This window comes from Rhizorhabdus sp. GW822-FHT03C02, from assembly GCF_058801765.1.
Map to the genome: position 1 here is coordinate 38,051 of NZ_JBXANN010000001.1, position 12,455 is coordinate 50,505.

Here is a 12,455-nt window from a genome sequence, read left to right on the forward strand (position 1 = left end):
GGTTTTGGCGATGAACAAGTTCATGATCGGTTCGGTGGCGGCGTTGGCGATGGTGGCGGGCGCGGTCTCGCCGGCGGCAGCGCGGCCTTATTGGGGTGGTGGCTATTATGGCGGTCACCGTCATGGCGGCGGCGATGCTTTCGGCAACTTCCTGCTCGGTGCGATCGTCGCCGGCGGCGCGGTCGCGATCGCGAGCAATGTCGGCAAGAACAGCGGCAACCGGGCGATCCCGTCGCGCGGCATCGACGATGTCCGCGGCGCCGGCGAGGATGCCCGCGCGGTCGCCTCGATCTGCTCGGACGCGGCCGAGAGCATGGCGCACGGCAAGGTGCTCGGGGTCGATTCGGTCGGCCGCGACGGCGATGGCTGGCGGGTCGAAGGCACGGTCGAGGCCGATCGTGGCGACCGCTATTTCTCGTGCGGCGCGCGCGAGGGCCGGGTCGATTTCCTCAAGCTCGGCGACTTCGCCTCGCGCTGAACCGACAAGGTAAGATGACAGGCCCCGTGCCGGCACCCGCCGGCGCGGGGCTTTGTCGTTCAGCGATCCCGACTCGGCTGGACTATTCGGGCATGTCCTATTATCGGCTCCCCATGACAGCCCAGCTCCCCGCCGTGATCGCCGCCACCGGCCAGCCGCATGAATCGATCCTGATCGTCGACTTCGGCAGCCAGGTCACCCAGCTCATCGCCCGACGGGTCCGCGAGGCCGGCGTCTATAGCGAGATCGCTCCGTTCAACGCCGCGGCCGAAGCCTATGAGCGGTTGAAGCCCAAGGGCATCATCCTGTCGGGCGGGCCGTCCTCGGTGATGTGGGACGACAGCCCGCGCGCGCCGCAGCATTTCTTCGAAGCCGGCATCCCGATCATGGCGATCTGCTATGGCCAGCAGACCATGGCGCACCAGCTCGGCGGCACCGTCGCCCCCTCCGACAGCCGCGAGTTCGGCCGGGCCTTCATCGAGGTGATCGATCGCTCGGCGCTGTTCGACGGGCTATGGCAGGTCGGCGAGACCCACCAGGTGTGGATGAGCCATGGCGACCGGGTCGAGGCGCTGCCCGAAGGCTTCAAGGTCGTCGCCCATTCGGAGGGCGCGCCGTTCGCGGTCGCGACCGACGAGGCCCGCCGCTTCTATTCGATGATGTTCCATCCCGAGGTTGTCCACACCCCCGACGGCGCCAAGCTGATCGCCAATTTCGCGCGCCATGTCTGCGGGCTGGCGGGCGACTGGACGATGGCCGAGTTCCGCGCGACCAAGATCGCCGAGATCCGCCAGCAGGTCGGCAAGGGCCGGGTGATCTGCGGCCTGTCGGGCGGGGTCGACAGCGCGGTCGCGGCGGTGCTGATCCACGAGGCGATCGGCGACCAGCTGACCTGCGTCTTCGTCGACCATGGCCTGATGCGGATGGGCGAGGCCGAGCAGGTCGTCAGCCTGTTCCGCAACAGCTACAACATCCCGCTGGTCCATGTGAACGTCGAGACGCTGTTCCTGAACGGTCTCGCGGGCGTCACCGACCCCGAGGTCAAGCGCAAGTTCATCGGCAAGACCTTCATCGAGGTGTTCGAGACCGAGGCGAAGAAGGTCGGCGGCGCCGATTTCCTCGCCCAGGGCACGCTCTATCCCGACGTGATCGAAAGCGTCAGCTTCACCGGCGGTCCGTCGGTGACGATCAAGAGCCATCATAATGTCGGCGGCCTGCCCGAGCGGATGAACATGAAGCTCGTCGAGCCGCTGCGCGAGCTGTTCAAGGACGAGGTCCGCGATCTCGGCCGCGAGCTCGGCCTGCCCGACAGCTTCGTCGGCCGCCACCCCTTCCCGGGGCCGGGCCTGGCGATCCGCATCCCGGGCGAGGTCACCAAGGAACGCTGCGACATATTGCGCAAGGCCGACGCGATCTATCTCGACGAAATCCGCCGCGCGGGGCTCTACGACGCGATCTGGCAGGCCTTCGCGGTGCTGCTCCCAGTCCGCACCGTCGGGGTGATGGGCGACGGCCGCACCTATGAGTCGGTCTGCGCACTGCGCGCGGTCACTTCGACCGACGGCATGACCGCCGACGTCTACCCGTTCGACGCCGCCTTCCTCAGCCGGGTCGCGACGCGGATCGTCAACGAGGTCCAGGGTATCAACCGGGTGACCTACGACTATACGTCGAAGCCGCCGGGGACGATCGAGTGGGAATGACATTTACACGATGTCCGGAGGACATCGTGTAAATGTCATTCGGCGGCGTAGCTGCCGTGGGTGAGGAAGTACGGGCGTCCGTTATTCATCGCGTTGAGAACCGACCACCTGCAGGCGGATCATAAAAGATTCGCCTGATAGCTGGTCGCCATGAGCGAGACATGCGCCTCCAGCGGCGGTCGCAATTCAAACGCCCGCGGCTCCCGCGAAAAATTCCACAGCCGCACCAATCTCCAGTCGGTGCGTCGCTCATCGGCGACGGCCAGTTCATTGCGCGTGATATGAAAGGGCGTGCGTTCCCAGCCATTGGTGGTCTTCACCTCGATCAGCCGGTCGTGGCCATCGGGGTCGAAGCTCGATATGTCATAGCCGGCGCCATCGCCGTCGATATGCGACACCCAGCGGATGCGTTCGGCAAGGTCGGTCCGGCCGGCGGTGAGCAGGCTGGCGCGCTCATGGGCGAGGACGCGTTCCTCGCCGGCGCGACCCAGCGCGCGGTTGCGGGCATCGCGCTCCGCCACGTCGTACTTCCGGGCGATGGCCGTCATCTGTTCGAGTTCGCCGGGCGGCGGTGCATTGCTGTGCGTCGGTGGCGGGCCGATCCACAGCATCGCTTCCTCCAGAAGGCCTGATGGCGATGGCTCCATTGCCGTCCGCGCGGACGGTGCGAGCCAATTCGGATGGCGCGCGAGCCAGCGCACCACCGCATCGACGAGTGAAGCCTGGAAATTGAAGGCCGGTTTGTAGCCCGGGATCCAGGCTTCACCGAGGCCTTTGAGCACGGCGCTGATGTTCTGATGCTTGTATTCGATCGATCCGCGCGGACGATCGATCGTCGACTGCAGCAGGCGGTTGTGCCTGGCTTTGCTGTAGCGCCGCCCGACGATATCGTCCGCAAGCATCGCGAAATAGTCCGTGACGATCGCGTCGTTCTGCTCGTCGGACCAGTCAGCGGCCATGGAGGCTCTCGAGCGGGCCGGCCAAGATCGAAAAAATGGCCCCGATCATGCCAGCAACAGCGCCGGGACACCAAGCGCTGGTCCAGCCTCGGCGAGCCGCCGGTCGAGTGTATATACCGTAGCACCGTGCTCCGACGCGACGGCGAGATGTAGGGCATCGCCGGCGCGGAGCCCGAGGGCATGCTGATCGGTAAATCTCGCCGCCACCCGGAACTGCCTGCCCGTCACGGGCAGCACGGTAAAGCTCTCGGCGACAAGCTTGTTGAACATGGCGAGTGCGGCGGCCCGCTGTTCCAAGCCGATCTGTCCGGTCCGCAGCTTGATCGCCATGGCCGATGACATCTCGGTGACGGTCCAGTCGCTGATCAGCAATTGCGCGGGGTCCTGCTCCGCCAGCCAATCCTGAATGCGCGGCGTCATCGCTTCGTTGAAGAGCGCCGCAACGATCAGCGACGTATCGAGATACTGCATCAGTAGCGATCGCCATCCCGCATCGAGCGCACGAAATCGGTGGCGTCCTGGGACTGTGGCGGCATCGCAGCGGTCAGCGATTGGAGCAGCGCAACATCGATCGGCTTGCGCGGCCGGGCCACGGCGGTAAGGCGCGCAACCGGCTTGCCGCGGCGGGTGATATCGATCGAATCGCCGGCCTCGACCCTGTCGACCAGTTCGCTCAGATGGGCTTTGGCATCCGCCAGATTGACTGCATCCATTTAGCGCTCCTGACCATCTAGATGGTCATATAGTATATGGGGCTCAACAATTCCAGCATGGCTCCCTATGTCACCGTTTGCCCCGCCGACGGATCGCTTCAAGCCTCCAGATGGAACGTTCGGACGGCACGTCCTGATTACCGGTCGACCTTCACGTGACGTCCGAGGGACATCGTGTAAAGGTCGCTCGGCGGCATGGTCGCCGTTGCGCACGCGATAGACAGACAAAGGCGAAGGACGATGGCGGCATCCCACTGGCTGGTGAAATCGGAACCCAACAGCTATTCCTTCGCCGATCTCGAACGCGATGGTCGCACCGTCTGGGACGGCGTCCGCAACAACGCCGCCGCGCTGCATCTCAAGACGATGCAGGAAGGCGACGAGGTGCTGTTCTACCATAGCCAGGAAGGGCTGGCGGTGGTCGGCGTCGCCAAGGTCGTCCGCACGGCGTTCCCTGACAAGACCGATCCCGCCGGCCGCTTCGTCGCGGTCGAACTCGCCCCGGTCCGTCCGCTCGCCCGGCCGGTGACGCTGGCCGAGATGAAGGCGGCACCGGCGCTCGCCGGCATGGCGATGCTGCGCCAGAGCCGGCTGTCGGTTTCGCCCGTCAGCGACGACGAATGGACGACGATCCTGATGATGGCCGAGGGCTGAGCGAGGCATAGCGAATGCTCTCCGACATAGTGTCGATCGACGACATTCAGGATTTCGTTTCGCACAATGCGTTCACCAAGGCGCTGGCCTATCATCGACAGGGGCGGGTCTCCGGCATCAAGATCAGCGCGGACTTCACCACGATCAGCGCGGCGGTGCGTGGGTCGGGGCGTGAAATCTACGCGGTCCATATCGAGCTGTTCCGCAAGGGCTCGACCCTGTTCAATATCGAAGGCGCCTGCAGCTGCCCGGTCGGTTATAATTGCAAGCATATCGCGGCGACATTGCTCGAAGTGCTCGCCATCGAAGCGGGGAAAGCGGTCGCGGTGCCGGCGCTGCCCGGGCGGCTACCCCCGCCGCCGATGGCCGCCGATCCTGCGCCGGCCGGCCTGCCCCCGGAGATAAGCGCCTGGCTCGACCGGATCGGCAAGACCGCGCGGGGCGACGACTATCCGCCCGACGTCAACCAGCGGCTGATCTATCTGCTCAAGCCCGGCGTCGCGGGGCAGCGCATGCCATATCTGTCGCTGACCCTGTTATCGGTGCGGCTGCTCAAGAGCGGTGTCTTTTCGGACGTCGATTCGACGGTCAACCTTCAGAACTTCCACCCCGACAGGGCGCCGAAATACTATCGCGATGCGGATATCGAAATCATCCTCGCGCTGATCGGGCAACGCTCCGCTTTCGAAAGCCATGGCGGCCCTTCGATCCGTGCGATCGATGTCGTGCAACAAATGGTCGCCACCGGGCGCGCCCATTGGCTCGACCGCGAAGGCGCTCCGCTGCAATGGGGCGAGCCACGCGACGGGCGCGTTGAATGGCGGCTCGTCGGCAAGGCCGAGGTCCGCCCCTTCCTCATCGTCGACGGCATGCAGGCGCTGAACGCCGAGCCGCCGGTCTATGTCGACGAGACCGCCGGTGTGATCGGTCCGGTCGATGCCGGTCTGCCGGCACGATCGGCCCATCAACTGCTCGCCGCGCCCGCGATCGCCCCGGGCCAGGTGGCGATGGTGGCGGGCCGGCTCGGCATGGTATTGCCGGGCATTCGCCCCGATCTCCTGCCGGTTCCACCGGAGCCGGCGCGCAGGATCGCCGAAAATCCGGTGCCGGTGCTCCGTCTCGGCCTGGCGCGGAGCGCGATCTATCAGTGGAGCCTGCCCGATCTGGTGCCGACCGCGCAGCTCAGCTTTCGCTATGGTCCGGCCGAACTCGGACCCTTCGAAAAACAGACGCAGATCGACGCGTTTCATGATGGCCGTCTCTACGTCATCGAGCGCCGCCCGGCGCGCGAGAAGGAGGCGTTTCAGCAACTTGCGGCATGCGGCCTCGTCGAGGCCACGCATATCTATCCTCATCTCGCAGCCGCCAACCTGCACGATTTCGGTTTTGCCGATTCCGAGGACTGGCTCGATTTTCTGCATGTCGATGCGGCGCTTTTGACCGATCAGGGTTTCGAAATTCAGATCGCCACCAATTTCCCGTACCGGCTGGCGAAATCGGACGGGGTGTTCGATGCCGAGATCGACAGCAGCGGCATCGACTGGTTCGAACTCGGCCTGGGTATCGAGATCGACGGCGAGCGCCACGATCTCGCCCCCGCACTGGCGCCGATGGTGCGGTCGCCGGGTTTCGATCCCGTGCAGATCGAAAGCCTCGCCGAGGGCGAGGATCATATCTATCTCCCTCTTCACGATGGCCGCTTGCTGCCAGTGGTCGCCGCCCGCTTCGTGCCGCTGCTGCTGGCACTCCACACGATCAATCTGAACGGGATATCGTTCACGACGGCCGGCAAGATCAGGCTGTCCCGCGCCGAGATCATGCCGCTGCTCGGCCCGGAGATGGAGGATTTCGGTGTCAGGGGGGCCGACAGCCTGCGCCGCCTCGCCGACCTGCTGCACAGTCGCGGAATGGCCGAGCCGCTATTGCCCGAGGGTTTCGGCGCCGTGCTCAGGCGGTACCAGGCGCAGGGCGTCGCCTGGCTCGATCTGCTGCGCGAAAGCGGGTTGGGCGGCATCTTGGCCGACGATATGGGGCTGGGGAAGACCGTTCAGATCCTGGCGTTGCTGGCGCTGGAAAAGGCGCGGAGCGATCGTGTCGACCCGGTGCTGATCGTCGCCCCGACCAGCCTGATGGGCAACTGGCTCAATGAGGCCCGCAAGTTCGCGCCCGGATTGAAGATATTGTTGCTGCACGGCAGCGCCCGCAAGGAGGCGTTCGGCACGATCGGCGATCATGACGTCGTCCTGACCACCTATCCGTTGATCGCGCGCGACCATGCGGTGCTGCTCGCCCGCGACTGGCATATGGCGATCCTCGACGAGGCGCAGACGATCAAGAACCCGAACGCCGCCACCACCCGCTGGTTGTCGGGGATCAAGGCGAAGCATCGTTTCTGCCTGACCGGGACGCCGATGGAGAATCATCTGGGCGAGCTCTGGTCGCTGATGAGCTTCGTCAATCCTGGCTATCTCGGCGACAAGACCGCGTTCGCCCGCAACTGGCGGACGCCGATCGAGAAGCGCGGAGAGGCCGCGCGCTCGGCGGCATTGGCGCACCGGATCAGGCCTTTCCTGCTGCGCCGGACCAAGGCCGAAGTGGCGACCGAATTGCCGCCCAAGACCGAGATCGTCGAGACGATCCTGCTCGAGGGCAAGCAGCGCGACCTCTATGATTCGGTCCGTCTCGCGATGTCGCAGAAGGTGCGCGAGGCGATCAGCGAGCGCGGGCTCGGCAAAAGCCATATCATCGTGCTCGAGGCGCTGCTGAAGCTGCGTCAAGCCTGCTGCGATCCGCGGCTGCTCAAGCTCGGCGATGGCATCGAGCGGCCTTCGGCCAAGCTCGAACGGCTGCTCGAGATGGTAAGCGAATTGCTCAGCGAAGGACGCAAGATCATCGTCTTTTCGCAATTCACCTCGATGCTCGATCTGGTCCGTGCACGCTTCGACGAGGCGCAGATTCGCTACAGCCTGCTCACGGGCAAGACGAAGGATCGTCCCGGTGCCATCGACCGATTCCAGAGCGGCGCGAGCGACGTCTTCCTGATCAGCCTGAAGGCCGGCGGGGTCGGGCTCAACCTGACGATGGCGGACACGGTGGTGATCTTCGACCCCTGGTGGAATCCGGCGGTCGAGGAACAGGCGATCGACCGAGCCTATCGCATCGGCCAAGACAAGGCGGTGTTCGTCTACCGGCTGGTCGCCGCCGGTACGATCGAGGAGAAGATGGACGAACTCAAGGCGCGCAAACGCGCGCTGGCCGACAGCCTGTTCGATCGCGACGGGCAGATCGGCGCGGCGCTCACCGAAGAGGATGTCGCGGCGCTGTTCGCCGATTGATAGCCTAACGCTTCACCCACAGCGCCATCGTCATCGGATAGGACAGGTGCACCCGGCCGTCGACCATCCGCGCGGCGAAGCCGTAGCGGTCCTCGCCCGACAGCGCATCGTCGCGGAACATCGCCGCCAGATCCTCGACCGAACAGGCTTCGGGAAAGGAGGTCGCCAGCACCGCGTCGAGGGGGATGTCGGCGGCGATGCTGGTGCTGATGACCGGGGCGGAGAGCGGATGGCCATCCCCCAGTGCGCGCAGTTCGTCGACGGTCAGCGCATGGGTGTGCGAGGGATCGCGGAGCAACTCGATGGCGTCATAAGCCTCCGACTTCTCCGGCGCGGGGGTGACGTCGATGACGACGATGCGGCCGCCCGGCGTACAGACCCGCAGCATCTCGGCGAAATTGCGCCGAGGCTCCTCGAAATGGTGGAAGGCGGCGCGGCACATCACCAGCGAGAAACTCGCATCGCCGAACGGCAGCGAACCGCTGTCGCCGAGCCGCCAGTCGACATTGGCGATCCCACTGCGCACCTGCGCGGCGCGGGCCTGGTCGAGCATCGCCGGGGTCAGGTCGATGCCGGTGATATGACCGACATGAGGCGCCATTTCGAGCGTCAGCGATCCCGGGCCGCAGGCGATGTCGAGCGCGCGATCCGTCGGCATCGGTTGGATCGTCGCGCGCAGCGCGGCGGCGCGGTCGCTCGGCATCGCCTGGGTCAACCCGGCATAGCTTTCGGCCTGCAGCGAGAATTGTCCGACGACCTGGCTGTTGTGATCGGTCTTTTGGTCCATGATCCACCTCCTCGCGCAATCTGGACCGGACCGGGCTTGGCCTGCGCGCGTTCGTCGGCGATATTTCATGTCCCGACGGCCAAAGATGAGGGGGTGCGTGGAGGTCCGGCTGGTTCCGATGCGCGACGCGCACAGCAATCTCGGCGCCGGCGCGCATTGCAGCGACGGCTGGACGGTCGACTCGCCCTGGCATCGCCACGACATGCACCAGCTTCTCTATGCGTTCGAAGGATCGGTCGAAGTCGAAGGGCTGTCGGGCCGCTACAAGATCCCGCGCCAGTTCGCGGTCTGGATACCGGCGGGCGCGGTTCACCGGACGACGATCCAGCAGGTCCAGTCGGGATCGATCTTCCTCAACCCCGCCATGGTCGCCGGCACGGCGGACCAACCGCGGGTGATCGCGGCACCGGTGCTGATGCGCGAGATGGTGATGCACGCGATGCGCTGGCCGCTCGATCGCTCCGGCGACACCGTCAGCGAAGTCTTCTTCGCCTGTTTCGCGGCGCTCTGCACCGAATGGATCGCCGATGAGGTCAAACTCGTCCTGCCGTCGAGTCGCGATCCGCGGATCGAACGGATCATGGCGCTGACCCGGGCGCGCATCGCCACGATCGGCCTGGGCGAGCTATGTCGCGAGGTGGCGATGTCCGAACGCTCGCTGCGGCGCCATTTCGGCGCCGCGGTCGGCCTGCCCTGGGAGGAGTATCGCCAGCGGCTTCGTATGTGCCTGGCGATCGACGCGCTCGACCGGACCGTGCGGCCGATCGGGCTGATCGCCGCCGACATCGGCTATGACAATCCGGCGGCCTTCGCGAAAAGCTTCCGATCGATCATCGGCGTGTCGCCCAGCGACTATCGCCGGCAGCGGCATTCGCCCTGAGGCGATCGGCGGTCATTCGCGCTCGTCGACGATCGCCTGCAGCATCGTCGCGAACCGCTTCCGGGTCCGCTCGCCGACCGCGCCGATCGGCAGCTGCCGCGCATAGATCAGGAAGCCGGTGCTGATCATGGTGATCTCCATCGCCCGATCATCGGCGTTGGGCGGACCCAGATAGGCGGCGAGGGCGGGGACGATCTTCTCGCGGGTCACGCGGGCGGTGATCTCGCGGGCATCGGGGTCGCCGGTCGACAGCACCACCATCGCCGGCAACCGGACATTCTCCTCGTTCAGCGCATAGTCGATCATCGACCGGCCGAGCTCGGCGCGCGGTCCGTCGAGCGCGCCGCTGCCCGCCATTGCGTCGAGCAGCGCCGCCTCGAACAGCTCGGCCTTCGATCCGAAATGCTGTGGCACCAGCGACAGCGCGACCCCGGCATGGCGGGCGATCTCGCGGATACCGGCCTGGGCATAGCCCTGCGCGGCGAACAATATCTGCGCGGATTCGAGGATGCGCGCCTTGGTTTCTGCGGCGTTGCGCCGTCGGCGCGCGGGCAGGGCGGTGGTGTCGGATCCGGTCATGCCGCCCATTGTCCCGACTGTTCGCGCGTTGACAAGCTTCGGACCGAAACATAAATGAACGATTGTTCAGAACAATGGTTCAGTATGAGCTGAGGAGCGGGCGATGCGGGCGGTGGGCAGCTGGGCGGTGACGATGACGGCCAAGGTCGGGGCGCAGGACATGCAGCTCCACATCCTCACCCAGGACGACGGCTTCACCGGGGTGATGGAAAGCGCGATGGGCAATATGGACATTGCCGGCACCGTCGCCGGCAACCGGCTGAGCTGGACCATGGACGTCCGCAAGCCGCTGCCGATCAAACTGACCTGTGAGGTCGCGATCGATGGCGACCGGCTGCACGGCACCGCGAAGCTCGGCATCTTCGGCAAGGCCGAACTCACCGGCGAACGGATCGCGACCGCGGCGCCCGATGCCATCGCACGCGACGATCCGGCGGGCGATCTGCTGACCGGGGGCGCGGTCGATCCGATCTTCAACCGGCCCTATGTCGCGTTGCGCGAATGGCGCGAGACCCCGGTGCCGCACCATTATGTCCATGGCGGTTTCGAAGGGACCGACGCCCGCTTCTCCTTCTACTTCCCGCCGGCGGAGCAATATCAGGGCCGCTTCTTCCACAACACCTATCCGATGGCGATGACATCGGACATCGGCCCGTTCCCGATCCAGTTCGACGTCGCGATCGGCGACCTCGGCTTCACGGTCGACAGCGGCGCCTATTATGTCCAGACCAACCTCGGCGGCGCCGATCGCGCCCCGCCCGCCGATCCCGCGATCGCCGCCTATCGGGTCAACGCCGCCGCCGCCCGATATTCGCGGGCGATCGCCGCCGAACTTTACGGCGAGCACCGGCCCTATGGCTATTTGTTCGGGGGCAGCGGCGGTTCGTATCAGACGATCGGCAGCGCCGAGAACACGGTCGGAATCTGGGACGGCTTCGTGCCGTTCGTGATGGCGACACCCAATGCGATCCCCAGCATGTTCACGATCCGCATGCATGCGCTGTGGGCACTGCGCAAGCGCGATGTCCTCGCGGGAATCGTCGATGCGATCCGGCCCGGCGGCAGCGGCGATCCCTATGCCGGCCTCGATGCGCTAGAGGCGGCGGCGCTGCGAGAGGCGAGCCTGCTCGGCTATCCGCTGCGTGGTTGGTGGGACCATGAACGGCTGACCAGCGGCTATTTCTACAATGTCGCGCCGATGATCCCGATGCTCGATCCGACCTATGTCGACGATTTCTGGAGCAAGCCCGGCTATGCCGGTGCCGACCCCGACGCGCCGGTCCGCGCCGAGCGCTTCACCTTCGACACCCAGGTCGCCGGCGTGATCGACGGCTTCCCGATCGAACTCGACCTGGCGGAGGTGCCCGCGCGCGATTTCGCCGACGCGCATCTGGTGATCCTCGATGGCGCTTCGGCCGGCAACAGCGTGCCGATCGCGGCGATCGACGGTCGGCGGATCGGCTTTGCGCTCGCTGCCGATCACGCGGTGCTGGCCGGGATAAGGGCGGGCGACGCGGTGCGGATCGACAATGCCTGGCCGCTGGCGCTGCTGACCTATCATCGCCACCAGCTGCCGACCCCCGACATGGAGGGCTGGAACCAGTATCGCGATGCCGACGGCGCGCCGCTCTATCCGCAGCGCGAGATATTGCTCGGTCCGATCGCCGCCGCCGGCACCGCCGGTTCGGTCCCGAACGGGCGGATCCACGGCAAGATGCTGATCCTCGAATCGCTGATCGATATCGATGCGCTGCCCTGGCAGGCCGACTGGTACCGGTCGCAGGTGAAGGCGCAGCTCGGCGACGGCTATGCGGAGAATTTCGCGCTCTGGTTCATCGACCATGCCCAGCACGACAATCCGCTGACGACCCGCGCCAATCTCCATGTGGTGAGCTTTGCCGGCGCGCTCCAGCAGGCGCTGCGCGACGTCAGCGCCTGGGTCGAACAGGGCGTGCGGCCGTCCGAGACCCGCTATCGCATGGCCGACATGCAGGTCGAGCTTCCCGCCGATGCGGTCGAACGCGGCGGCGTCCAGCCGGTGGTGACGGTGCGTGCCGATGGCGCGGTCCGCACCGAGGTCGCGGTCGGCGAGCCCGTTCGCTTCACCGCGACGATCGAGGTGCCGCCGGGGGCCGGCGCGGTGGTCGCCGCCGAATGGGATTTCGAAGGCGTCGGCGATTATCCGGTCGCCGGCGAGATCGGAACCCCGCAGCGCAGGGTGGTGCTCGACGCGACCCATCGTTTCGCGAAGCCCGGCACCTATTTCGCGACGTTGCGCGCGACCTCGCAGCGGGCAGGCGATGCGTGGACGCCCTATGGCCGCATCCAGAATCTGGGCAGCGCCAGAGTGGTGGTGGGCTGATCTCG

Annotated in this window: 11 protein-coding genes; 6 read left to right on the top strand and 5 right to left on the bottom strand. The window is 66.1% G+C overall.

The genetic code is table 11. The annotated features are described in order from the left end of the window. Positions 1–10 precede the first annotated feature (10 nt). Together AC1RM6_RS00220 and guaA are read left to right on the top strand one after the other, a co-directional pair. The gene (locus AC1RM6_RS00220; protein ID WP_493097571.1) at positions 11–478 is read left to right on the top strand and encodes a hypothetical protein; all 468 of its coding nucleotides are present in this window, start codon (positions 11–13) and stop codon (positions 476–478) included. 113 nt (positions 479–591) lie between these two features. Beyond that, the gene (guaA, locus tag AC1RM6_RS00225) at positions 592–2,181 is read left to right on the top strand and encodes a glutamine-hydrolyzing GMP synthase (RefSeq protein ID WP_493097572.1); all 1,590 of its coding nucleotides are present in this window, start codon (positions 592–594) and stop codon (positions 2,179–2,181) included. 119 nt (positions 2,182–2,300) lie between these two features. Here the strand turns inward: guaA and AC1RM6_RS00230 are convergent, their stop codons facing one another. The 3 genes from AC1RM6_RS00230 to AC1RM6_RS00240 are packed head-to-tail and all read right to left on the bottom strand — an operon-like array spanning position 2,301 to position 3,853. Next, on the bottom strand, positions 2,301–3,140 hold the full coding sequence (locus AC1RM6_RS00230; protein WP_493097573.1) for a protein NO VEIN domain-containing protein: 840 nt from the start codon (positions 3,138–3,140) through the stop codon (positions 2,301–2,303). Between the two features lie 45 nt (positions 3,141–3,185). Continuing rightward, positions 3,186–3,611: a type II toxin-antitoxin system VapC family toxin gene (locus AC1RM6_RS00235; protein ID WP_493097574.1), complete on the bottom strand. Its 426-nt coding sequence runs from the start codon at positions 3,609–3,611 to the stop codon at positions 3,186–3,188. Further along, positions 3,611–3,853 carry a type II toxin-antitoxin system Phd/YefM family antitoxin gene (locus AC1RM6_RS00240; RefSeq protein WP_493097575.1) on the bottom strand — a complete coding sequence of 81 codons (243 nt, stop codon included), beginning with the start codon at positions 3,851–3,853 and terminating at the stop codon, positions 3,611–3,613. The genes AC1RM6_RS00235 and AC1RM6_RS00240 overlap by 1 nt, the downstream gene beginning before the upstream one ends. 240 nt (positions 3,854–4,093) lie before the next feature. On the opposite strand from AC1RM6_RS00240, the gene AC1RM6_RS00245 reads away from it, so the two are divergent. Both AC1RM6_RS00245 and AC1RM6_RS00250 read left to right on the top strand, forming a co-directional pair. After that, positions 4,094–4,507, top strand: coding sequence for an EVE domain-containing protein (locus tag AC1RM6_RS00245; RefSeq protein WP_493097576.1), 414 nt, complete (start codon positions 4,094–4,096; stop codon positions 4,505–4,507). Between the two features lie 14 nt (positions 4,508–4,521). Beyond that, complete coding sequence (locus AC1RM6_RS00250) at positions 4,522–7,842, top strand: DEAD/DEAH box helicase (protein ID WP_493097577.1); 3,321 nt, start codon at positions 4,522–4,524, stop codon at positions 7,840–7,842. Positions 7,843–7,846: 4 nt separating this feature from the next. On the opposite strand, the gene AC1RM6_RS00255 is transcribed toward AC1RM6_RS00250, so the two are convergent. Next, positions 7,847–8,629 (bottom strand): class I SAM-dependent methyltransferase, encoded by a 783-nt coding sequence (locus AC1RM6_RS00255; RefSeq protein ID WP_493097578.1) that lies wholly within the window; start codon positions 8,627–8,629, stop codon positions 7,847–7,849. 97 nt (positions 8,630–8,726) lie between these two features. On the opposite strand from AC1RM6_RS00255, the gene AC1RM6_RS00260 reads away from it, so the two are divergent. Further along, complete coding sequence (locus AC1RM6_RS00260; RefSeq protein WP_493097579.1) at positions 8,727–9,509, top strand: AraC family transcriptional regulator; 783 nt, start codon at positions 8,727–8,729, stop codon at positions 9,507–9,509. Between the two features lie 12 nt (positions 9,510–9,521). Here the strand turns inward: AC1RM6_RS00260 and AC1RM6_RS00265 are convergent, their stop codons facing one another. Further along, positions 9,522–10,088 (bottom strand): TetR/AcrR family transcriptional regulator, encoded by a 567-nt coding sequence (locus AC1RM6_RS00265; RefSeq protein WP_493097580.1) that lies wholly within the window; start codon positions 10,086–10,088, stop codon positions 9,522–9,524. A gap of 103 nt (positions 10,089–10,191) precedes the next feature. On the opposite strand from AC1RM6_RS00265, the gene AC1RM6_RS00270 reads away from it, so the two are divergent. Next, the gene (locus AC1RM6_RS00270; protein WP_493097581.1) at positions 10,192–12,450 is read left to right on the top strand and encodes a PKD domain-containing protein; all 2,259 of its coding nucleotides are present in this window, start codon (positions 10,192–10,194) and stop codon (positions 12,448–12,450) included. The last annotated feature ends 5 nt before the right edge of the window (positions 12,451–12,455 follow it).

Bases quoted from the DNA above. Each gene is read 5' to 3' on its own strand.
- AC1RM6_RS00220 (WP_493097571.1), top strand. From the start codon at position 11: ATGAACAAGTTCATGATCGGTTCGGTGGCGGCGTTGGCGATGGTGGCG.
- guaA (WP_493097572.1), top strand. From the start codon at position 592: ATGACAGCCCAGCTCCCCGCCGTGATCGCCGCCACCGGCCAGCCGCAT.
- AC1RM6_RS00230 (WP_493097573.1), bottom strand. From the start codon at position 3,140: ATGGCCGCTGACTGGTCCGACGAGCAGAACGACGCGATCGTCACGGAC.
- AC1RM6_RS00235 (WP_493097574.1), bottom strand. From the start codon at position 3,611: ATGCAGTATCTCGATACGTCGCTGATCGTTGCGGCGCTCTTCAACGAA.
- AC1RM6_RS00240 (WP_493097575.1), bottom strand. From the start codon at position 3,853: ATGGATGCAGTCAATCTGGCGGATGCCAAAGCCCATCTGAGCGAACTG.
- AC1RM6_RS00245 (WP_493097576.1), top strand. From the start codon at position 4,094: ATGGCGGCATCCCACTGGCTGGTGAAATCGGAACCCAACAGCTATTCC.
- AC1RM6_RS00250 (WP_493097577.1), top strand. From the start codon at position 4,522: ATGCTCTCCGACATAGTGTCGATCGACGACATTCAGGATTTCGTTTCG.
- AC1RM6_RS00255 (WP_493097578.1), bottom strand. From the start codon at position 8,629: ATGGACCAAAAGACCGATCACAACAGCCAGGTCGTCGGACAATTCTCG.
- AC1RM6_RS00265 (WP_493097580.1), bottom strand. From the start codon at position 10,088: ATGACCGGATCCGACACCACCGCCCTGCCCGCGCGCCGACGGCGCAAC.
- AC1RM6_RS00270 (WP_493097581.1), top strand. From the start codon at position 10,192: ATGCGGGCGGTGGGCAGCTGGGCGGTGACGATGACGGCCAAGGTCGGG.